At 40.0% G+C, this 22,507-nt stretch carries 15 protein-coding genes; 7 read left to right on the top strand and 8 right to left on the bottom strand.

Annotated features, from left to right (window positions below):
• Positions 1 to 6 precede the first annotated feature (6 nt).
• The 5 genes from UABAM_RS12365 to UABAM_RS12345 form a co-directional block, all read right to left on the bottom strand.
• Positions 7 to 2,667 carry a DEAD/DEAH box helicase gene (locus UABAM_RS12365; protein WP_151968317.1) on the bottom strand — a complete coding sequence of 887 codons (2,661 nt, stop codon included), beginning with the start codon at positions 2,665 to 2,667 and terminating at the stop codon, positions 7 to 9.
• 176 nt (positions 2,668 to 2,843) lie between these two features.
• Positions 2,844 to 3,575 (bottom strand): hypothetical protein, encoded by a 732-nt coding sequence (locus UABAM_RS12360; protein ID WP_151968316.1) that lies wholly within the window; start codon positions 3,573 to 3,575, stop codon positions 2,844 to 2,846.
• 9 nt (positions 3,576 to 3,584) lie between these two features.
• On the bottom strand, positions 3,585 to 5,180 hold the full coding sequence (locus UABAM_RS12355; protein WP_151968315.1) for a hypothetical protein: 1,596 nt from the start codon (positions 5,178 to 5,180) through the stop codon (positions 3,585 to 3,587).
• A 19-nt stretch (positions 5,181 to 5,199) separates the two neighbouring features.
• Positions 5,200 to 6,459: an ABC transporter permease gene (locus tag UABAM_RS12350; protein ID WP_151968314.1), complete on the bottom strand. Its 1,260-nt coding sequence runs from the start codon at positions 6,457 to 6,459 to the stop codon at positions 5,200 to 5,202.
• Positions 6,459 to 7,145 (bottom strand): ABC transporter ATP-binding protein, encoded by a 687-nt coding sequence (locus tag UABAM_RS12345; RefSeq protein WP_151968313.1) that lies wholly within the window; start codon positions 7,143 to 7,145, stop codon positions 6,459 to 6,461. Before UABAM_RS12345 ends, UABAM_RS12350 begins: the two co-directional genes overlap by 1 nt.
• A gap of 197 nt (positions 7,146 to 7,342) precedes the next feature.
• On the opposite strand from UABAM_RS12345, the gene UABAM_RS12340 reads away from it, so the two are divergent.
• Complete coding sequence (locus UABAM_RS12340) at positions 7,343 to 8,530, top strand: sialidase family protein (RefSeq protein WP_151968312.1); 1,188 nt, start codon at positions 7,343 to 7,345, stop codon at positions 8,528 to 8,530.
• Positions 8,531 to 8,663: 133 nt separating this feature from the next.
• Here the strand turns inward: UABAM_RS12340 and UABAM_RS12335 are convergent, their stop codons facing one another.
• Positions 8,664 to 10,880: a Sel1-like repeat-containing protein kinase family protein gene (locus tag UABAM_RS12335; protein ID WP_151968311.1), complete on the bottom strand. Its 2,217-nt coding sequence runs from the start codon at positions 10,878 to 10,880 to the stop codon at positions 8,664 to 8,666.
• A 2-nt stretch (positions 10,881 to 10,882) separates the two neighbouring features.
• Positions 10,883 to 11,839 carry a TRAP transporter substrate-binding protein DctP gene (dctP, locus tag UABAM_RS12330; protein WP_151968310.1) on the bottom strand — a complete coding sequence of 319 codons (957 nt, stop codon included), beginning with the start codon at positions 11,837 to 11,839 and terminating at the stop codon, positions 10,883 to 10,885.
• A gap of 224 nt (positions 11,840 to 12,063) precedes the next feature.
• Here dctP and UABAM_RS12325 point away from each other — a divergent pair, with 224 nt between their 5' ends.
• The 6 genes from UABAM_RS12325 to UABAM_RS33400 all read left to right on the top strand — a co-directional run bounded on the left by UABAM_RS12325 (position 12,064) and on the right by UABAM_RS33400 (position 18,454).
• Complete coding sequence (locus tag UABAM_RS12325; protein ID WP_151968309.1) at positions 12,064 to 13,002, top strand: carbohydrate kinase family protein; 939 nt, start codon at positions 12,064 to 12,066, stop codon at positions 13,000 to 13,002.
• Positions 13,003 to 13,299: 297 nt separating this feature from the next.
• On the top strand, positions 13,300 to 14,493 hold the full coding sequence (locus UABAM_RS12320; RefSeq protein ID WP_173013274.1) for an outer membrane protein assembly factor BamB family protein: 1,194 nt from the start codon (positions 13,300 to 13,302) through the stop codon (positions 14,491 to 14,493).
• Positions 14,494 to 14,603: 110 nt separating this feature from the next.
• A complete protein-coding gene (gene yqeB / locus UABAM_RS12315) occupies positions 14,604 to 15,416 on the top strand; it encodes a selenium-dependent molybdenum cofactor biosynthesis protein YqeB (RefSeq protein WP_173013273.1) in 813 nt (270 codons plus the stop codon).
• Positions 15,416 to 16,927, top strand: coding sequence for a sulfatase-like hydrolase/transferase (locus tag UABAM_RS12310; RefSeq protein ID WP_151968306.1), 1,512 nt, complete (start codon positions 15,416 to 15,418; stop codon positions 16,925 to 16,927). Before yqeB ends, UABAM_RS12310 begins: the two co-directional genes overlap by 1 nt.
• Positions 16,924 to 18,291, top strand: a complete 1,368-nt coding sequence (locus tag UABAM_RS12305) for a class I SAM-dependent methyltransferase (RefSeq protein ID WP_151968305.1) — start codon at positions 16,924 to 16,926, stop codon at positions 18,289 to 18,291. The genes UABAM_RS12310 and UABAM_RS12305 overlap by 4 nt, the downstream gene beginning before the upstream one ends.
• Positions 18,292 to 18,295: 4 nt before the next feature.
• Positions 18,296 to 18,454, top strand: a complete 159-nt coding sequence (locus tag UABAM_RS33400; RefSeq protein ID WP_173013272.1) for a hypothetical protein — start codon at positions 18,296 to 18,298, stop codon at positions 18,452 to 18,454.
• A gap of 155 nt (positions 18,455 to 18,609) precedes the next feature.
• On the opposite strand, the gene UABAM_RS12300 is transcribed toward UABAM_RS33400, so the two are convergent.
• A complete protein-coding gene (locus tag UABAM_RS12300; protein WP_173013271.1) occupies positions 18,610 to 22,503 on the bottom strand; it encodes an FHA domain-containing protein in 3,894 nt (1,297 codons plus the stop codon).
• Positions 22,504 to 22,507 lie beyond the last annotated feature (4 nt).

The raw sequence follows: 22,507 nt of genomic DNA, 5'->3' as shown, positions 1-22,507 counted from the left end.
CCTTTACTACAAACGCAACTTGAACATATCGAGCATTTGTTGGTCGTCCATTTGTGAGATCCAATTTTCTCCGGAGCTTTCGATAATTTTTTGTGATAGTGACAGTTTGTCTTCGAGCATCGCATCTATTTTTTCTTCAATAGTACCTTTGGTGATAAATTTGTGCACAACAACTTTCTTTTTTTGCCCGATGCGAAATGCGCGGTCTGTGGCTTGATTTTCCACTGCTGGATTCCACCAACGATCGAAATGGATGACGTGATTGGCGGCGGTTAGATTTAAACCGACGCCTGCCGCCTTCACAGACAAAATAAAGAATGGAACGTATTCACTACTTTGGAAACGTTCAATGAGGCTTTTTCTTTTCTTTACCGCTGTTCCTCCATGTAAAATTAGACCTTCGCGACCAAATACCGTTGTTAGAAAATCGTGTAATGCCGGTGCTATTTCTTTGAATTGAGTAAAAACCAAAACCTTTTCTCTCTTGGCGTGAATGGTTTGGCAAATTTCATTGAGCTGAGCGAATTTACCACTATCTTTTTCTGCATAGTCACCGTTATCGAGATACTGTCCAGGATGATTGCAGAGTTGTTTAAACTTAATGAGTGAACCCAAGATAATTCCGCGGCGGTGTTTTCCTTCTGCCTTTTTTATGGCTTTTGCAAGGCCGCCTACTAGTTGCTTATACAATAGAATTTGCTTTTTCGATAGTGAAGCGTATACTTTCATTTCAATTTTGTCGGGTAAGTCACTGATGATGGATTTGTCTGTTTTTAATCTGCGCAGAAGATAGGGACTAATTATTTTCTTGAGGCGTGTGTATCCTTCGCTCTTCAATTCCTTGGCAAATGAGGTAAATTCTCCGATACTACCCAACAATCCTGGATTAATAAAGTCGTAAAGAGACCACAAATCTCCAAGTTTATTTTCGATAGGCGTACCTGTGAGCGCTATTCTATTATAACACTTTAATTTTTTTACCGCTTTGGTTTGCTTTGTCCCTGGATTCTTTATCGCTTGTGCTTCATCCAATATGACATATTGCCAACTGTGGTTTTGTAACCACGGATATCTTTGAACTAATGCATATGTTGTGATGACGATATCATAACTATTTAAAAAATCAGCACTTTTTGTGGTTTTATTGACGTCGGCATTTGAACTAGAGTGAGCGATAAAATATGTCAGTGACGGCGCAAAGCGCTCAATCTCGTTTTGCCAATTTGCCAAAAGTGATGCGGGAACGACAAGTAAATGTGCCTTTTTATTTTCCGTACTCTTTATACTGTTGATAAAGGCAATGATTTGAATCGTTTTTCCCAAGCCCATATCATCTGCTAAACAAGCGCCAAATTGTAGAGAATGTAAAAAATGTAGCCAATTTAGCCCATGTTGCTGGTAACCACGTAGCGTTGCTTTAAAATTGCGTCCAGGGCAAGTAGTTTGGATTGATTCGGGTTTTTGCAATTTGGTGACAACAGAATCTAACCACTGTCCGTTTTCTATGGTGAGTATATTGTCGTAGGTTGTAATACCGAAAAATTTTTTAATACCAAGTTGGATGTGCAAGGCCTCTTGAAGTGTCATACCATTGTTTTTAGTCACCTGCTGCGCTTTTTCAAATACAGATAGAATTTTTTGGAGTTTTTCGTGATTAACCTCTATCCATTTCCCTTTGAGATAAGCAAGTCCCTGGGATTCTTCAAGTATTTTACGCGCCTCACTCGCACTGATCACCTTACCATCTAATAAAAGTTGCACATTGAATGAAAGTAAGGAGGCCATTCCCACACGTGAAGGAGTAGAACTACCGACTTTGATACCCAGCTGAATACCCGCAGAACTTTTTCGCCACCAATTGGGAATGCGACACAAAATACCAGACTGTTCGTAAATGGCCACTTCGCGCAAAAATGTCAGCGCTTCATTGGCTTTCCATCCTAATGGATGGAAAATTTCCCCTGATTGCAGTAAACCATGAACCAGCGCACTTTTTTCCGCAGCCGTTTCGATGGTAGCTAAAAGCTGCAACATATCGCGATCACTATGAGCATACTCTTTAAGAGCAAACTTTAACGGAATATGTTTTGACTTTGATTCATTTGCAAGGCGCGTGGAGTAGGTAGCCAGAAATGCAAAAGGATAGTCCGATGAATGGGGATTTTCCACAAGATGAAAGTATACGCGGCCAAGTAAGTGAGCATCAGGCTCATAACTCTTTATCAATGCCGCCACCGTTCCCTTGTGTTTTCTGATCTCTTTTTGTAATTCCTTATTGAGTTGTGACCACAATGAACGTAGAAGGTCTTCATGCAAATACTCGTAGCCGATCATAAACGGTGCGGTTCGTAAAAGGTATCCTATTTCCTGTGGTAGTAATTCAATGTTAACCTTGTCGCGTATTGTCTCCAAGTCAGGTGTTTGTATTAGTTTTTTGGTAAAGGTGTGTGCAAAAGATTTCCAAAACTCCAGTGACGGAGAAAGTGAAGTGTTCTCATCAGAAAAACCCAAGGAAATCAAAGCCTGAGCGACGTTTTTTTGAAAGACGGTGTATATTTGTTGTTGTAGTTTTTGTGCATTTTTGTCGACGACACCACTGCTGGTGATCCACTCTAACGCAATAGAACCGTCACATAGAATAACAGCATCAAGTTGCGAATTTGTCATAATTTTTTGACCGTTTGTTTATGTTGGGGAATGTGTGTTTGTTGGGCATCAATTTTTGAACAAGGATACCAATGACGTCTGTTCCAGCACGTATTAGATGTATTTGGCTCCGGTGGAGGAATAACCGCTGCGATGCCCCACATTGGTGGGGATCGCATACATTTCGTATAAATATACTAATTTTTCTGACAAACCAAGGTGGCTTGCCCTTTGATCCAGTAATCGCCACCGTGATAGGTGATTTGTACTGCGGAGATTTTGAGCAGAGTGTTATTTACGACAGACCCCTTCACACGAGCTAAAGCGACGTTCTTGGCTTTACTGGTAATAAAAACACCATAGTCGACGATCTTTAAACCACCAGAGTCCAAATAAATACTATTGTCACCATTTGTTTTGACCATGGTCCAGTTTCTCTTCAACTTGGTGTAATCTCTTTGCTCTTTCGGAAATACACTCTTTGCGATTTCGTTGAGTGGCATGGCAATTTTTAGGAGAAACTTTTTCTTATTTTCTATATCTGTCAACACAGAAGCGTAGCGAAGTACAGATGCCTGTATTTGTTTATTTCCCGCCAATGTAATTTCATTTTTAGCGATGTTGATGCTATACGAAATGCCTTTTGGTTTGGCAGTTAAATGTTGAACCTCGATCTTGACATTATTTTTTTCCGCGCTTACAGCGCACAGCGTGTGAATTTTGTCTATGCTGTATACGCTCATTTTGTCTTCTGTAATATAAACGGAAACGAGATGATCTCCCGGGAAAGTCTTCAATATGTAATGCTCTCCAGAGAGCAGATCTCTACTTTGTGAGCGGAGCACGTCATCATGTGCCAAGTGTAGCGATCTTTCGTTGGCACATAAAAAAGTCGCGATACATAAATATATAAAAATATGTTTTAGCATGGATTTATCCTATTCGTAGTTTGAATTTCCATAAGAGAAAGAGCTTCCAAAAGATGTGGTTCCTGGAAAGCTAGGCGCGCTACGCATAATGTCCCAAAAAATCTTATCACGTGAAGGTATTACTTTTTGAACTTTCATGCGGTATAGGACTTTATCTTTCCCATCGGTATTCAATGAAAAAGTTCCGATGACTGCTATTGGGAAATTGGAATATTTTGCCGTTGTGTTTTCTAGCTCAGCAAAAATAAACTCGGTTACCTTTGGTACACCTCCAAAACAGCAGTTGTCGTTCATGTTAACAAGTAAAAATTGTGAAACATCTGTTTTCATCATGTCTGTAGGAACCATATACCCCGCAATGCCGATTACTTTTCCATCTAACTTTCTTACATAATCAGGCACCTTTTTCATTTCTTCTTCGCTTAAGTTATCGCTAATGTCGTAGCTCGATAGAAATTGAAAAGACATCGCTTCATAGTCTTTTTTTTCTGTCGTTTCTTTTGTTGTTTGACCTTCACGTTTGGCCAGCGTTTTTTTCTTGATGTCTTTTACTTCTGTTGAACCTATTTTGGCAGCTATGTCTGAGTCACCTTTGGAAGTATCAACTTTTGCTATGATGTCGCTGTTGTTTTCCACTTTGGCATCGTCATCAACCTTGGCAACGGTGTTGTTGGTGCCAGGCTCAACTTTGGTGTCAGACTCAGTCTTGGCAACTTTGGTGTCAGACTCAACCTTGGTGTCAGACTCAGTCTTGGCAACTTTGGTGTCAGACTCAACCTTGGTGTCAGACTCAGTCTTGGCAACTTTGGTGTCAGACTCAACTTTGGTGTCAGACTCAGTCTTCGCAACTTTGGTGTCAGACTCAACCTTGGTGTCAGACTCAGTCTTGGCAACTTTGGTGTCAGACTCAACTTTGGCAACTTTGGTGTCAGACTCAACCTTGGTGTCAGACTCAACTTTGGCAACTTTGGTGTCAGACTCAACCTTGGTGTCAGACTCAACTTTGGCAACTTTGGTGTCAGACTCAACCTTGGTGTCAGACTCAACTTTGGCAACTTTGGTGTCAGACTCAACTTTGGCAACTTTGGTGTCAGACTCAACCTTGGTGTCAGACTCAACTTTGGCAACTTTGGTGTCAGACTCAGTCTTCGCAACTTTGGTGTCAGACTCAACTTTGGTGTCAGACTCAACTTTGGTGTCAGACTCAACTTTGGTGTCAGACTCAACTTTGGTGTCAGACTCAACCTTGGCAACCTTGGTGTCAGACTCAGTCTTGGCAACCTTGGTGTCAGACTCAACCTTGGTGTCAGACTCAGTCTTGGCAACTTTGGTGTCAGACTGAACTTTGGCAACGGTGTTGTTGGTGTCAGACTCAACCTTGGTGTCAGACGCAGTTGTCGTCGTTTGTATATTTGTTTTATCAACTGTGTTTGGCGAATTTTGTTGATTCGCGTTGGAATCTATAGGAGCAGCTAGTGACTCTCCTTCAATGTTATCTATATCCTCTAGTGAGCCAAAGTCCTGTTCTTGCATTTGCGTTTGCCAACCATATATGGCGGCTAAACTGATGGTGGTAATAATGATCGCGATAAATGGATATTTCACGGCGGACTCCTATTTCAATTTAACTTGAGGGAAGTAGGTTTTTTGCTATATCGGTTTTGTATGCTTTTATTGCGGGAATTAAACCTGCAATTGCTCCAAGTACTACCATTCCTAGTGGTACCCATACAAGAGCCATGTTTTGTTGGAATACTTCCAGAACAACACCTGTTTGTGCATATGTTATATATTTTGCTAAACTCATGATAGCAAAAGCAACAACAAAAGACAAAATACTACCAATAAATGCGATCATCGTTGACTGCATTATGATGATGCTAAAGATAATATGCTTACGTGCCCCAAGTGTACGTAGTATTGCAAATTCTCTCTTGCGTTCGTTCATCGTATTATACAAGCTGGCGATAATCGATGCCATAGCGACAATTGCCACTAGGTAGGCTATGAGTTCTAGTACTTTGGTAATCCATGCCATTTTGGAGAAAAAATCGGCAACTACTTTGTTAATGGGCCATGCAAAAGAAGCTACTTTTCCTTGTCTGTTAATTAGGCGTTGTAATTGAAAGCCGGCTAGTGGGCTGTTGAGTTTAATCATGACCGCACTGACTTCTTTGTGTTTGTCGTCAATGGCTTTGTTTGCTTCAGCCTTGTATTCTTCTCCTCCACCACGCAATACATGGCCAGACATGCGAAAAATACCTTCTATGGGTATTAATATTATACGATCTGTTGGCGTATTTGTCGTCTTTAATACACCAGTGACGACATATTCTTCGGCGTGCTTTTGACTTTCGTCGAAAATAAATCCATGATAAGGGTTTATTTTTGAACCAACTCTTAGTCCTGTTTCTTTGGCGACGAAACTGCCAATTACCGCCTCACGCTTTTGTACATTAAAAAAGCGTCCACCTTTGTTTACCAATAGTTTTTTACCTTTTTGATATTCAAATTTGGTGAAAATTTCTTCGTTGGTACCAACAATGCGAAAGCCGCGATAGTTGTCTCCTACGGCGTAAGGGATGGCGAGTTTTACACGTGCGTCTTTTTTTATCTGTTTATACATTGACCATGGTATATTTCCCGGGGAAGTTTCGAGATGAAAAACGGTATTTAATACCAATTGTAATTGACTTCCGCGTGCCCCTAAGACAGCGTCAAAGCCAATAGCTCCTCCCGTAAATGCGGCCAATGCTTGGGTTTGTATTAAAAAAATCGACATCAATAATCCACCCGCAAGAGCGATGGAAATGGCGGTAATCCAGGTGGATAATGCAAACTGTTGTAAACTGCGATTTACAACTTTCAAAATGGTGCGTAGCATTATTTTTGTCCTTCCGTTTGTAAAGCGACATTGATTTCTTGCATAGACTGCAGACGGTTAAATTTATGCAGTATTTTCTCGTCGTGACTGACGAGGAGCAACGCCGCTTCATTTTCATCGCAAATTTCTCGGATTAAAGTTAGCGCTTCTTGGGCATTTTTTGCGTCTAAGTTTCCCGTTGGTTCATCGGCTAGAACAAGTTTTGGTTTGTTAATCAATGCTCGCGCAACTGCAACGCGTTGTTGCTGTCCAATGGAAAGTTTCGCCGGTACATAATGCATACGGTGTTCTAAGCCAACTTTTGTCAATAGACTTTTGGCTCGATCTTGATCGACGTTGTAATTTCCAAAACTCATCGCAATTATTAAGTTTTCTAAAGCGGTGTAACCTTGCAATAGATTGAAAGTTTGGAAAATGTAACCGATGTTATTGGCGCGTATAATGTCGCGTTTGGCTTCTGGTAGTTGACTGATATTCTCTCCATTGACAAAGATATTACCTTGTGTGACAGCAAGAATACCTGCAATCATGTTGAGAAAAGTGGTTTTTCCACAACCGCTCGTTCCTTGGAGAGCGATTTGTGTGCGCTCTTCTACTGAAAATTTAGGAACGTCGATTACCAGATGTTTTTCTCCTTCTGGAGAAATGTATTCTTTTTTGAGGTCTTCAATTTTTAATACTTCCATAATGTCTTTCTTTGCTGATAACTTTAGACATGTTGCCACATGTCGTATTTTTTCTTAGGAAATAATATGATTTTATATTATAAATATCGCAAAATTTAGTTGAGAATTCTAATATATAAAAAAATAGAATGTGTCATCAAGGAAATTTATCCAGTTAGAGTGCGACTTGTACGCCTCTTTATTTTGAGGAAAAAATTATGATAATTCGCATGGTCATGATCGCTTTGTGCATGCTACCTTTTACCTTTGGTGAAAAAGCTTATTACAAACAAGAGCTTATTTTCCCATTACAAAAACTTCATTGTCATGGATCTTCCATTGTTACGATGAAAGACAAATTACTTGTGTGCTGGTTTTACGGATCGGGAGAGAGAAAAGCCGATGATGTTGCCATTGTCGCTTCTTACAAGAAAAGTGATAATTGGGATCAGCCATTTATACTTGCCGATACACCGGGATTTCCCGATTGCAATCCTGTTTTGTCCTTAGACCCGCAAGGTAAGTTGTGGCTATTTTGGACCGTGGTTTTGGATAATCGTTGGCAGTCAGCTATTGTTAAATATCGTTATACTAAGGATTACCAAAACAAAATTACATGGGAGTGGCAAGGCAATGTACATGTGAAACCACAACGGAGTTTTGCGAAACATCTTCTCTCTGGATTGGACGAATTTGTAAAAAAATATCCAAGTTATGCACCCGACTTAGAGAAAAAAACATTGGATGATTTAAAAGCCGATGAAGAAATGTACTATTACATCAAAAAGAAAGGCCATGACAAATTACAACAGCGTATTGGATGGATGACGCGCATTCACCCACTGTGGCTTCCTTCGGGGAAAATGTTACTCCCACTCTACACGGATGCCTACTCTGTTTCTATTGTGAACATTACCTCTGACTATGGTCGTACATGGACAACAAGTCATCCTATTGTTGGTTACGGCAATATTCAGCCGAGTTTGGTACGTAAGAAAGATAACTCTATCGTGGCAATGATGCGGGAAAATGGTCCTGAGCATCGAATTCGTTTAAGCACTTCTGTAGATGGTGGAACGACATGGAGTGCGGTTAGCAATATGCCATTACTAAATCCCGGTTCTAGTGTGGAATGCCAAGTACTAAAAAGTGGCCATTGGCTTCTTGTGTACAACGATACCTACGATGGCCGTCATCAGCTCAAGGCTTCGTTATCTGATGACGAAGGAAAAACATGGAAGTGGCATCAATATTTAGAAAAAAATCCTCAGGGACGATTTTCTTATCCGTCTATTGCACAAAGTGATAACGGTGCCATTCACGTTACATACAGTTATCATCTCAAAGGTCAGGGTAAATCAATCAAGCATGTAGAGTTTAATGAAATGTGGCTGAAGAGTGAATGAGTTTTAATATTTATTGGAATAGTGTATTTTTAGATGGCTCGTTTATGCTCACGACTATTGTTAAGGAACACCGTCATCACTGTGTTCGTAAGTGGTGGGGACTTACAATGTTCGTGAGCGTGAACGAATGTCGCTATTTGGCTTGTAGACGTATAAGAGCTTCTTTTGAACGTACATCGCCTTTTGCTGCCGCTTGTTTATACCAGTAAATGGCAACGGTGCGATTGTCAGTGGCTTGTGCGCGCACGATACCTTTTTCTGTCATTAAACCTAAGGTGTACATTGATTCCGCGTAGCCTAACTGTGCTGCTTTGGTAAAATATGGTATCATTTTATTGAGGTCTTTTTTGACACCTCTGCCATAGTAGTACATTAAACCTAGTTGATGAGTGGCAAGCATGTTGTTTTTTTCTGCACTTTTTGTGTAGTATTCAAATGCCAAACTATGATCTTCTGCGACACCGCCATAACCATAGTGGTAAAAATCACCCAATCTACCCACCGCTTCTACACTATTCTTAAAAGCCGCCTGACGAAAATAGACTAAAGCACGACGATGGTCTTTTTCAACTTTTTTACCTATGAAATAGGCTTCTCCTAACTCAAAAGTCGCATTTGCGTGTCCATTTTCCGCGGCATATTCAAGATACTTAAGACCTTTCTGGGTATCTTGTTCAACGAAAACACCTTGTAAGTGAAATTTTCCCAAATTGTAATATGCTGTCAAATCGCCGTATTTGACAGCTTTTCTTAGCCAAGACATAGACTCATTTATGTCTTGTGCACCACTGTAGGTATTAAAATAAAAATATGCCAAGCCATTCATTGCCCTACCACTACCAAGGCTCGCGCCCTTTTTGAGCCAGACCTCAGCGTTTACAATATTATTTGTCGTCAATCTTTTGTGAAGATGAAGGAGAGCAAGACGTTCAAACGCCTCTGGGCTTTTCAGCTTTATAGCTCTTTGATAAACTTTGGCAGCTTCAAGGTATTTTTTTTGTTTTTCTAAAATAGTACCCGCTTCTAGGAAACTGGGAATATATTGTCGTTTCATCGCTAGGTTATAGTAGTTGAGAGCACGATTCCTATCTTCTAATACTCCGATACCATGCGTATACATCATGCCTAGTGAATGTATGGCAAATGCGCTATTTAGTTTTTCTAATGTGGGACGAGCTTTCCGTGCCAACTCATTGGCTAGAGACACATCTTCATTATTTTTGCGACATTCGAATACGATGAGAGCTTTTTGTATTAAGAATAGAGGTTTTTCTACTATTGCCAGAGCTTTTTGATTTTGTTTTCTGGCATCACTATATCTTTCTTGTTGGAATAACTGTCGCGCTTCCTGAAAATAACTGAAGGCTTTTTTGTTTTGTTCGTGTTTTTGCTGCGAACTATATAGCTGCATCGAAATCAAAACTACGCTTACAAGAAGTACCAACAAAATGCCCATGAGTTTACGTCGCGATTTCTTTTTGGCACGCGCAACTTTGGCCTTGACGAATTCTTCTTCGTCATCTTTTCTTGGCTCGATGGGGGCTGATAGACGCTTTTTTATGGTTTTGCTGATTTTAGCCGTATTGGAGGAGGCCGCTTTATAAATCTCTTTAAGTTCGTTTTTTAGCTGTAGTGCATTTTGTAAACGTTGTGCTGGGTTGGCCTCTAAAGTGTGTTGTAGTAATTGCGAAAGGCGTTGGAAATTCTCTTGGTGACTTGTAGGGGCCAAAGGTGGGAGGTGGTTCGTATGATACATTTTGCCAAGGAAATTTTCTTGCGGATATAAAGCGTATCCAAAAAATACATAAAGCAGCGCTCCCAACGAATATACATCACTATTGGGCGCTGCTTTGCGCTGCAGGCGTTCCGGACTCAAATAACCTTTGGGAATTTGGTAAGCAACGATCCCCGCATCGATGAGTTTGATTCTGCGATCATTTTGCCTAACAATAAAGCTATCGGGGGATATGTTTTGGTGTACAACTCCATACTCATTGACGGTGGTAATGGCAGAAACAATTTGCATTGCCATTTCGACTTGCTCGCAAAAGCTGTATCGCGTAACACTGGGGATAAACTGTGCAAAGGGAATCCCTTGCATATACTCCAATGCAGTAATTGCGTGGTGATTGTTAATAAAAAAATCACAACTTCTAATTACGTTAGGGTGTTGCACTTGCGATAAAAGATAACCGTTTTTTTTATGCTGCTCAACCCAATACGCAGTGTTTTCTCTGGGAAGTGCTACTGTTTTTAAAAAGACTTTTTGGTTATTGGTCCTGTTTTCAGCTAGAAATAACTTCCCAGAAGTATTGTCTGTTATCTGCTGGAGTATTTTATACTTTTCCATAGCTACTTTACAGTTTGTAGTTGTTGTGATGTATACATTTTTCCTACATTTTCGTTGGCTATTTTTTGTCCTATAGATTGACACGTTTTCACCCAATTAACATCGGGTTTTATAAATTTTACATTGTATTTGTTTTGCAATAATTCTTTGGCCGCTGCATTTTCTTTGTGTATGCTTGTGGATAGTACCTTCATATGTTTGGAGATAATCCGCGCAACTTTTTTGCGATATTTTGTTGGTATACTTCGATACGCTTTTTCGTGCATAACAAATCCACCAACAGTGTTGTTGATAGGTAGATCTATACAATAATTTACATGTTCGTGCCACCCTAAGGCCATGAGTAAATACGGTGAAGCATATACACTATTAATATCTTTATTTTGCAAAGATTGCAAGACTTCTTTTACCTTTATTTCTTTTCCTTGTAGTTGTAATCGCGCAAAACAAGTTTTAATTAGGGGTTCTTCTGTGTAAAGCCAGTTTTGTAGGCGCTGAAAATTTTGTAGAGATTGCACTTTTTTATTGGTAAACGCATATGTGAACCCCGAGTCTAACCACCCCAAAATTTCTATTTGTTTTTTGTTGAAATCCGCTTCGAAACCTTTTTTTAGCTTTTGTTGAGCACTTTGCCAATGCGGATAGTTTTTATAAAAATAAGGTAATTTTAGAATACTCGTTTGTGGCACGAGTTCTTCCATACCCGATTGCAAAAAAAGTGCACCGTCCACTTTGTATTTGAGGATTTTTTGTGCCACTTGGCTTTCATTTCCTTTTCGTGAATCTGCATAAATCTTAAGGCGAACACGTCCTTTGGTTCTTCTTTTTATATCACGATCCATATCGCGAAGTTTCTTTGTCCAAATAGATCCTTCCGGGGTCACTGTGGCAATTTTTAATACCACTTCTTCTGCGAATACACTAGTCAAAAAAAGAATAATTAGTATGTATAACTTCATGACAATCTCCTATTTTTTTATGTAGCAAATATTTTCTGTGAACGAAAGGCAAATTCAAGCAATTGTATTTCTACTTTTATTTTGTCATAAAAACAAAACGGTGTAAAAAATAAATCTATATTCTGTGAAATAAAAACTAATTTTTTTCTATACGTGCAAATTTGAACCACTATAATAACGTTTTTGAAAAACTATGCGTCTTTATTGATAGAATTGCAGATAAAATGTTAGACAAAAAATTTGATGTTATCTTTTATGGAATGGTAATTGTTGATTATTTGTTCGTTTTCGACAAATTTCCACAACGATTTTCGATCACTTCTGCAAAACAAAAATTAAAGAAACTCGGCGGATCAGCTACAAATTCTGCTACATGCATAAGTCGTTGGGGAGTAAAAACGGGGCTTATGGGTTGTCACCACCTCGGGAGTGATGTCGAGGGTGATTTTTTTTCAAATGCCCTGAATGAATACGCTATAAATACCGAAAAAATCGACGATAGCCGTCAAGGAAACACGCACTGTGCATACATACTTATCGATGAAAGCGGCGAGAGAACCATCATCGCCGACCCAGCTCCCCAAAATTACATCAGCATTTGTCCACAATATTTACAACAATCAAAATTACTTTGTTTGGATGGCTATTTTGCACGAAGTGCAAAATTTATGCAAGAGGCGGCATTTAAAGCTCATGAGTTACAGGTCCCCATTATTTTATCTGACACCGAGCCGGACGAACCTCATTTTACGCTAGCAAATGTTGTTTTGGTGTCGCGACAAACTACAAAAGAAAAATTACCACAGCTAGAAATGGAATTACTGGCTACATACAAGGATCATCGTGATATTAAAGTGATTGTCACTCTCGGATCTTTAGGATGTATGTTTGTATACCGTGGCGAGTGTACATATTTCGCTCTTCCTTATACAGGAAATATTATGGACACCACCGGAGCCGGAGATAACTTTCGTGCAGGAGTTGTGTATGGTTATCTGCAAGAGTGGGATATAGACAAAATACTATCATTTGCCATGTTTGTGGGAACAAACGCATGTAAATTCTATGGTGGATGTGTTCCTACGGAAGTAGATAGCGAAAATTGGTTAGAGTCTTTTGCGAAAAGCTATGAGGTCAAAGAGTGTAGTAACGTCACAAGATAAAAGATTTTCTGAAACCTAAAAATTCGTAGTTGCTTGGTGGAAATGACTTGCAGTTTTTTCACGAAATCATTATGATAACCTTTATGGGTTCAAAGTGTCATCACTCATTTTTTTAATCTATTCTCTACCTGAGAGATGCGGTCAAAAACACTTTACCACTCCGTACAGCTGGGCAAAATTACCATGTAGAATTTGGTGAATTATTTTCGACCACATCCCTGAGTAATGACATTGCACAGACGCAACACCTGATAGGTCAGTTATTATTGTTACTTTGTATTAGAAATGGCGTGTATTATGAGATGTTTGTTATATTTGATTTTGGTATTTAGTTTAATTTCCTGTACATGCAAAAAATATGATAAGCCACAGAATAAAATTCAAAAGACAGAAAAAAAGTCTCAGGAAATTAAAACCAGTGCATCAAAAAAAGTAAAAAACGAAACAAGAGTTCCTCGCTCCAAGAAATTAAAAGATCATGTTCAAGTTACACCACTTATTACCAGATGGCATCACCAAATAGATGGTGAAAAAATTGTGAATCTATACTTAAGAGACGAAATCTTAGTTGCGGTAACCGAGTCGTCATATTTATACGCTTTTAATCGCAAAACAGGTGAACCTCTGTGGGTATATAAAGTTGGACACAAACTAGATTATGCACCCACCAAATACAAAGACAAGCTTTTTGTCTTAAGTATGGGACATTTACATGTTATTTCAACTATCACCGGTGGACAATTACTGAAGAGAGAACTTACCTTCGTTCCTTGTTCCTCTGTTTGTGCAACAGACCGTTATGTTTTTGTCGCAGGATGGGATCGTTTTGTCTATGCTATTGATCCAAGTACCGCGAGACATGATTGGCGTTTTCGTTTAGATGATCATGTGTGGTCAACTCCTGTTGAAGTTGAAGGTTCCTTATACTTTGCTACGATGGATAACCGCGTATATTCTATCAGCAGCCAAACAGGAGATCGTATCAGTGAGTGGGGTGAAGATAGTATTTTTCATACATTTGGAAGTAACAAGGCTCATTTGACAGCGACCGATGATCCTCCGACATTGTTTGTAGGTTCTAGAGACTACAACTTGTACGCGATAAATCGCATCACCGGTATTGTTGATTGGAAATTTGAAAGTGGTGGTGAAATCAACGAGCAGCCCCTTTCAATTGGTAATGCTGTTTATTGTATCTCACAACGCGAAGCTGGAAAAAGCTCTATTATGCATGCGCTTGATGTTGAATCCGGAAATTTAAAATGGGAAATAACAAACGGAAAAAGTATTTATTTCCAAGGAAAATATCACGTATGGATTATGAAATACGGCAAAAGCTTAATAGGTGTTAATCCGAAAACAGGTAAGGCTACCGATGAATTTAGTCTAGAAATGTTTGACCATTTTACCAGTAATACCAACGATGACTTGGGTTTTGTTGGTTACATGGCGACGGATGACGGATACATTTTTGCTGTAGAAGAAAAATAAACGACTCCACAAACATATCACATTGGAATTGCTACAGCAATTCCAATGTAGTTTCACTTCCATAAAACAACAACGAGTTGTTGGATACGTTCACTCCCATGCAAAATTCTATGACAAATAACCTAATTGTGGTAAAAGGTGCAGGAGAAATGGCTTCTGCAATTGCCCATCGCCTTATGATGTGCCATTTTCCCGTCGTGATGACCGAAGTGGAAAACCCTTCTGTTATTCGACGAACTGTATCGTTTGCCCAAGCCATCTTCCACAACAAATATTGTTTGCAAAATATTTGTGCGGAGAAAGTCGCGAAAGAAAACATTTCTGAGATCTTACGTTTAGTTACGCAAAAAATCATACCGGTTGTTGTAGATCCCACCGCCACTATTATTCGAAGTTTAAAACCCGCTGTCGTTATTGATGCTATTATCGCGAAACGCAACACTGGTACGGCTATTCACGACGCACCGCTTGTTATCGGTGTGGGGCCTGGTTTTACCGCGCGGCAAGATGTTCACTTTGTCATTGAAAGCAACCGCGGTCATCACTTGGCACGGATCATTTGCAACGGGAAAGCAGAGGAAAATACCAGTACACCCGGTAATATTGCCGGAATGACGAATGAACGATTGTTGCGTGCTCCTGTTGACGGAGAGTTCGTTGCGCATACATTTATTGGAGCACCTATAAAGAGTGGTGAGCTTTTTGGGAAAATAGGTGAACACACAATAAAAGCCAAAATTTCGGGCGTGGTTCGCGGTATTATTGCGGATGGACATTTTTGCAAGGTGCGTACCAAAATCGGAGATATCGATCCACGCGGGGAGATAGAATATTGTTTTTGTATGTCAGAAAAAGCGCGAAACATCTCCGGAGCAATACTAGAGGTTGTTGTAAGACATCTCTATACAATAAGGAATCTTTAATGCTAAAAATTTTTCATCCATGGCTGTTGGCCATATTTCCCACATTATTTCTATTTCAACACAATATGGATCAAGCAAATTTTAGCGAAACTATTGTTCCCGTGATCATTACTATTGTTGGAACAGCAATACTATGGGGACTTTTGTTGTTGTTGATGAAAGATGCGGATAAATCTGCGGTTTTAACGTCTTTGTTTTTAGTTCTGTTCTTTAGTTTTGGTCATATCTATACACTTGTGCAGATTTCGTATGGAACATTGCTATGTACACAAGGTGTACTTTTTCTAATCGCATTCTATGTGTGCTTGAAAATGAAGCAAAGTTTTCAAGGGGTGAGATCTTTTTTGAATGTATCTTCAACTGTACTTGTGGCACTGTCGGTTTTTAACTGTGTGTGGTTTTTGTATTCGGCGAAAGAATTCAAGTCACCGCAGAGTGTTGTCGATAACGGACAGAAAGATGTATTACAGAAACCAGATATTTACTACATCGTTGTCGATGGCTATGCACGCCAAGATGTGCTGAAAGACCTTTATCATTACGATAATAGTCCCTTTGTGTCTTTTTTGGAAGACAACGGATTTTTTGTTGCGCAAAAGTCACGTTCGAACTATCCTCAAACATACTTGTCGTTGGCATCTTCACTGAACCTGACATATCTGAATCATTTGCGCGTACAATTGGGCAAAAGTTACCGTAGCCGCACACCTCTTAAGAGAATGATTTACGAGAACAGTGTGGCGTACTTTCTCAAAAAACATGGCTATAAACTTACCGCATTTTCGTCTGGGTATTCGGGAACGGAGTTGACCAATGCCGATAGCTATCTGGCGGCGAATAGGTACCCTATTAGTGAGTTTCAACGCGTACTTATGAATGTAACTCCTCTCGTAAGAGTTAGCCATGCACCTCTTCTCAATCTTGTCGCTGAGGGAAACCACGTGGCACATCGCAAGCGTATTTTGTACACTTTAGACAAGCTGGGGCATTTAGAGAATGAGTCTCCGACATTCGTTTTTGCTCATATTGTATGTCCGCATCCGCCATTTGTGTTTGACAGTGAAGGAAAGATTCCTCCACATACTTTTGCTCTCAAAGATGGCCATCGAAAGCAGGGAGAAGACGTTGCTGTATATATCAAAAGTTATCGCGAACAGGTTAATTTTTTAAATGGGAAACTACAACAAGCGGTTACGCAAATTTTGCAAAAATCACGTGAGGCAATTATCATGATTCAAGCGGACCACGGACCGTCGTTGCAAATAGATTCCAATGACTACAAAGCAGCAAATTGCACCGAAAAATTCTCCATTTTAAACGCCTACTATTTTCCGAATAAAAAATACGAAAATCTGTATCCGGAAATTAGTCCGGTAAACTCATTTCGCGTTGTATTTCATGAATACTTTTCTACAGAACTAAAGCTACTACCCGACAAGAGCTACTTTGCTAGTTGGGCTTACCCATATGACTTTATTGAACTCAGTGAAGAAAATTTTGAGAAAAAATGAAAGATATGAACCAAGTATCCAGTTCATTTCGTGATCCTGCGGGCTTTGTTTTTGTTAAAGACGGAACTGTGTATCGCCAAATTAACAAAGAGTATGAGCACGACTACCGCAAGTTAATGGATAGCGGACTATACGAAGCACTTACCAAAAAAAAGTGGTTGGTGTGTCATGAAGAAGTGGACATTACGAGAGATGAATTGGCTTATAAAATCATTCGTCCGCAACAAATACCATTTATTTCTTATAGCTATGAATGGTGCTTTTCGCAATTAAAAGATGCGGCGCTTCTAACGCTTGACATTCAAGAGTTGGCTTTGCGTTTTGGAATGTCTCTTAAAGATAGTAGTTCGTATAATATACAGTTTTTGCCAAAACCAATTTTTATTGATACAACATCTTTTGAAGAGTATGAAGAAGGAAGTGCGTGGGTGGGATACCGACAGTTTTGTCGACACTTCTTAGCTCCCTTAGCCCTTATGAGTCGTTGCAATATTTACTTAAATAAAATGCTCACTTCGTATATCGATGGTATTCCTCTTGATTTGGCCAGTTCGCTGTTACCTGCACGTACGAAGTTCAATATTTCGCTGCTGTCACATATCCACCTTCATGCTAAGAGTGAGTCGTTTGATGGTGCGCAAAAACCGAAAAAATACAAAGTTTCGAAATTGGGATTATTGGGAATTATTGATAATCTACGCTCATGCGTAAAGCGCATGCAGTTAAAAAAAGCACATAGCAGTATCTGGTCGGATTATTATGAAAAAGAACTCAACTATTCCGATGAGGCATTTACGGCAAAGAAGGAAATTGTTGCGGAGATGTTAAAAAGTATTTCATCGCAAAGTGTGGTGGACTTAGGGGCCAACCGTGGAATTTTTAGCCGCGTGGCGAGTGAGATGGGAATTTTTACCATATCTTCTGATATCGATCCTATTGCGGTGGAGCGAAATTATTTGGAGGCGAAAGCCAAAAAACGCGATCACTTACTTCCCTTGGTGGTCGATATCACAAATCCAAGTCCAGGCATTGGTTGGGAAAATGAAGAGCGAGAAAGTTTTTTCACTCGTGCACCTGAGACAACCGCTTTGGCGTTGGCATTAATTCATCACCTGGTTATTGCCAACAATCTCCCTTTTGGGAAAGTTGCCGCGTTTTTTTCTCGCGTATGTCAACATCTCATTATCGAGTTTGTCCCAAAAAGCGATTCGCAAGTAGAGAGAATGTTACGCCATCGCAAGGACATTTTTGGCTTTTACACTGCGGATAATTTTGAAGCGGATTTTGCGAAAGAATTTACAATAAAACGAACGGTGCCCGTAGAGGGAAGTAATAGAGTAATATATCTTATGGAAAGGAAATAAGTCGATGTTAGCATACATTGATCCTGGATCAGGAAGCCTTCTAATTCAAGCGATTATTGCGCTATTTTTTGGGGCAATTTTTTATTTAAAAGCTTCGTGGCGTAAATTTATTAGTTTGTTTTCGCGTAAGAAAGATACCAGTGAAGATAAAAGCGATGGGTAGATTTTGTTTTGTGTTGTGTGATGTTCTTTTTCGTATTGATGCCCTCACCATCGAATTTAAGGTTTCAGCGTAGCTGAAAACTGCTAATTCGATGGTGAGGGCACCAATACGGAGAAAGAAACTCTTATCCTAGGCCTCTATTCTCCAAAACCAAACTATAACCCGGAAATAAAAGTGGTCCACAGCTTCTCTATGTTGTCTAGCTCACCTTCAAACGTCTGCAAAAATAACGCTGCTTCGCGACCGCGGACACCACCTCCGTGTACTTGTTGAAGAAATTTTTGAAAAGCAACGCGGTACTTTTCTACCTTGGTATGTGTCAAGTAGTAATAAAGTGCCCAGTTTTGCGAGTAAAAGGTCATGGCCTTTTGTGGATCGGTGTTGATGAACTCTATTGCGCGTCCTTGAATTAAGTCGGGTATGGAAAAATAGTCTTTACGCAGAATATTGCGCTTTATCCACGATAAGCGTTGTTGTGAGACAAAGTCAAAACTTAGTTTTTTGGTTTGTCTGTTCCAATTAAAGCCTTCGAACTGTGTGGCGATGGCTTCGGATAGCCACGACGGAGAAGAGGAGCGCGGGTAGGCGTTAAATTGAAATAAGTGCCCGCCTTCGTGAATCATTGTATTTAAAAGTTGTGCGTTGCTGTTGCGTTTCCATCCAACTCCCACGTTCATGCCTGGATGCGCAAAACCTCCTGCACGTAGTGAGTTTTGCTGACCGGTGTCTATGCAAAATTTTCGGTAATCTTCGTAGCCTTTAAAAGCAAACAGAGTCATGCGTCTTCTGGCATCAATACCACCAAAGAATTTTTTATATACGGCGTATGACTGTTCCATAATCGAGGCAAATTCGTTGAGAAACTCTTCGGAGATATTGGTGCGAATCTCATAGTGTTCGGTCGAAATCGACCATGCGTCTTCCCAGTTGCTGCGAATTTTGTTGATTTCGGCTTTTGAATGCCATTTACCCTTGTATTTCACATAGCCACGGGCTAAAAGTTTTTGCTCATCAACAGTGATCCATTTGCCTTTGTATTTTACTAGGCCTTGTTCTAGGCGTTGTTTGTCTGCGGGAGTTACCCACTCTCTTCCATGGCGGACCAGGCCTTTGGCTAAGTTGCCGCGTTCTTCAGGGGAAATGAGTTTTCCGCGATATGCTACGAATCCTCCTTTGGGGATCGGAACTTGGAATTTTTGCGATAGGTACAAATCCACACGTCTTTGTCCACGCGGGTTTTGGCCTAGGTAGTCGATAAAAGAAGTATTGCCCTCGTCAATGAGTTCGTTTTCGAAACAAAACACACCGATGTAGTATAAATCGTCGCTTTCATAACGCATACGCTCAAAAAAATCGTATATTTTTTGCGGAGACAAATAATACCAGCGTTGACGAATCTCTCCGTTGGGAATGGTTATTTGAAAATGGCGGTATGTTGCGGTGGTAATCGTTCCTTGTATATCACCAATTTGTACGCGGTCATTTTTGAGTTTACGAGCTTTAATTGCGCTAATGAGTTTGTCGAAGAGCTTGGCAAGAGGTCTGATTTCCTTCATGCGCCTTTGGATTCTTACGCGAAATGTTGTAATCGTAGTGTCTTTGAGTAATTTGGCAAACTGCTCTTGGGCTTTACGATAATTATATGTTCGTGCAAATTCATCGATGATTGAGTAGCGCACCGGGAATTCTTCGCGCTCTTTTTGTTTGGCCATTTCGATGGCTTTTAGACGATCTTGTTCTCGTTGTTGTTGTCGTCTAGCATCTTGCTCGCGTTTGTTTCGCGCGATTTCTTGTTGACGTAACTTTTTGATTTTTTGTTGCGGTAAAAGCCTACCTTTGTAAACAGCAAAGCCTCCTTGGGGCACTTGTATGCCGATCATTTTGGCGTAGACTTGGTCGATGCGTTTTTTGCGCTGTGGAAAGTTTTTGAGAGCCACGATGGCGTATTTTTCACATTCTTCGGGGAATAGAAACTCTTGGGCCATTTCCATTAAAGTCATCGCGTACTTTTCGCCTAAGCTAAGTTGTTCTGCGATGTACAAGAACATCTTCGGTGAAATCTTCTTCCACGGATACGGAAAAATTTTATGATTGCGGTTTTCCAAAATGAGTTGTGATGTTTTTTGGTCAGCCTTGTTGACGCTACAAATACCTTTTCCAGGTATGTAAAGGCGCACTGGATTTTCATGGGCAGAAACGGTTAACAGCGTGTTCATTTCTTTAAACAAATTTTTGCGAATGGTGAAGTAATCGATGTGCTCTTTTAGCGTTTGTAAGTTGGCAATTACTTGAATTTTTTTACGCGCTTTTTGCAAAATAACAACTGCTTTGTCAAAACGATAGGTTTTGGAATGTTCACGAGCGTCCTTTAAGGCTTTTGCAATGGTGGCTTTGTCGTCTAGTTTTGTCGTTTTCTTGGTATTGTTTTCTACTTTGGATATATTTTCTTTTGGTTTATCTAGAGGCGATTTGCGAAATAAGAGTGAGTGAGCAAAAAACGCAAGAAATGCTATGGCGACCAGCATGGCTGCTGCTCGTGCAAAGGCTTTGTTCCCCTGTTTAGCAGGAGCCTGCGATACCTCTAATTGTTGTACGGCATCTTTGAAAAAGAAAACCGAGTTGCCGATTTGGATACGATCTCCATGTTGTAAGTGATGGTTTTTTATCGCTTCATTGTTGACAAAAACGCCCAGGGCTGAATCGCAATCTTTAATGAAGTACTCTTCACCTTCGTTGTAAATTTGAGCATCGCGATTAGATGAACTGTTGACGACGACGTGATTACTTTTGTCTTTTCCTAAAAATAGAAATCGTCCTAGATATACAGGCGTTTGACAAATGTCGTTTTCAAAAGGAACGAGCGCATAACCACTTTCTTCGAATCCTTCAACAGCCAAACTTGCGTTGTTATAGAAAGTGAAGCAGTTGCTACATATGCGCAAACGGTCTTTGTGGTTTAAGGTACTCTTCTTGACGCGTAGGCCGTTGACATAAAGGCCATTGCGGCTATCTTGGTCATTAATGACAACGCCCGCGTCGTCAATGATTATTTCTGCGTGTATTCCCGAGACTTCTGTATCTTGTAAACGAACTTGGCAACCTTGCTTACGTCCAATTAGTGTTGACTTTCCGGTAATAGAAAAGCGTTCCCCTTCATCGCTTTCTATGTAAAATTCGCCATGTTGCTGTTCTTTGTTTTCGATAAGGAGCTTTTGGCTACCGACCATTACATGATCACCATGCTGTAAGGGCCATTTGCTTACTTTTTCTCCATTCACTTGGGTTCCGTTACTGCTGTTTAAGTCTTCAATCCACAAAGAACTACACTCGTAAAAAATGCGACAATGTGTTCGTGAAACTGTGGGATGATGAACAACTATGTCGTTGGTATCTCCCTTGCCGATGACGAGTTCTTTTTCCACTTGTTTTGGGGGAAGGTTGGCAAATGTGACGGTATATTCTTTTGAGCTACACTGTAAAAAAATCGCTTGCCAATTGCCTATCTTTATTTTGTCAAAATGACGAATAGGGCATTCTTGTATACGTTGCCCGTTGACAACAGTACCATTGGTACTTTCTAAATCTTGCACAAAGTACCCTTGTTGTTTCTCGACAAATTGCGCATGCTTTCCCGAAGCGTTTTTATCGGAAAATGTAAAGTGGTTGTTATTCAAGCGTCCTATTGTAAACGGAAATTCACAAATAGCGATGGTCTGTTTGCTTTCCGCATCGAATAAAAATGGTAGTGGGTTTTGTGTATGCCAAGCCATAAATTTATAGTTGCCAACACCAATTCTGTCTCCATGAGTTAAAATGTGCTCGTCATGTATTTTTTTATTGTTCACATATGTGCCGTTGGTACTTCCCAAATCGCTTAGTATGTAATTTTGTTGTTGCCGTGCGATTTGCGAATGCTTTCCCGATACCCCTTTGACATCTATGTGAATGTCACAATGTTCGCTTCTACCTATAGTTAGGGTCTCTCCTATCGGAAAAGCTGTGTATTTTTTTTCACTCGATAGATGAATGAGAAGCAAATTTGAACTCATGATA

Source organism: Candidatus Uabimicrobium amorphum (assembly GCF_009002475.1).
Lineage (GTDB): Bacteria > Planctomycetota > Uabimicrobiia > Uabimicrobiales > Uabimicrobiaceae > Uabimicrobium > Uabimicrobium amorphum.
The sequence above is the reverse complement of the archived record's forward strand: the minus strand, read 5'-3'. Positions and strand labels throughout refer to the sequence as shown.

Excerpts from the sequence above, each read along its gene's own strand:
- UABAM_RS12365 (WP_151968317.1), bottom strand. The coding sequence starts at position 2,667 with ATGACAAATTCGCAACTTGATGCTGTTATTCTATGTGACGGTTCTATT.
- UABAM_RS12360 (WP_151968316.1), bottom strand. The coding sequence starts at position 3,575 with ATGCTAAAACATATTTTTATATATTTATGTATCGCGACTTTTTTATGT.
- UABAM_RS12350 (WP_151968314.1), bottom strand. The coding sequence starts at position 6,459 with ATGCTACGCACCATTTTGAAAGTTGTAAATCGCAGTTTACAACAGTTT.
- UABAM_RS12345 (WP_151968313.1), bottom strand. The coding sequence starts at position 7,145 with ATGGAAGTATTAAAAATTGAAGACCTCAAAAAAGAATACATTTCTCCA.
- UABAM_RS12340 (WP_151968312.1), top strand. The coding sequence starts at position 7,343 with ATGATAATTCGCATGGTCATGATCGCTTTGTGCATGCTACCTTTTACC.
- UABAM_RS12335 (WP_151968311.1), bottom strand. The coding sequence starts at position 10,880 with ATGGAAAAGTATAAAATACTCCAGCAGATAACAGACAATACTTCTGGG.
- dctP (WP_151968310.1), bottom strand. The coding sequence starts at position 11,839 with ATGAAGTTATACATACTAATTATTCTTTTTTTGACTAGTGTATTCGCA.
- UABAM_RS12325 (WP_151968309.1), top strand. The coding sequence starts at position 12,064 with ATGTTAGACAAAAAATTTGATGTTATCTTTTATGGAATGGTAATTGTT.
- UABAM_RS12320 (WP_173013274.1), top strand. The coding sequence starts at position 13,300 with ATGAGATGTTTGTTATATTTGATTTTGGTATTTAGTTTAATTTCCTGT.
- yqeB (WP_173013273.1), top strand. The coding sequence starts at position 14,604 with ATGACAAATAACCTAATTGTGGTAAAAGGTGCAGGAGAAATGGCTTCT.
- UABAM_RS12310 (WP_151968306.1), top strand. The coding sequence starts at position 15,416 with ATGCTAAAAATTTTTCATCCATGGCTGTTGGCCATATTTCCCACATTA.
- UABAM_RS12305 (WP_151968305.1), top strand. The coding sequence starts at position 16,924 with ATGAAAGATATGAACCAAGTATCCAGTTCATTTCGTGATCCTGCGGGC.
- UABAM_RS33400 (WP_173013272.1), top strand. The coding sequence starts at position 18,296 with ATGTTAGCATACATTGATCCTGGATCAGGAAGCCTTCTAATTCAAGCG.
- UABAM_RS12300 (WP_173013271.1), bottom strand. The coding sequence starts at position 22,503 with ATGAGTTCAAATTTGCTTCTCATTCATCTATCGAGTGAAAAAAAATAC.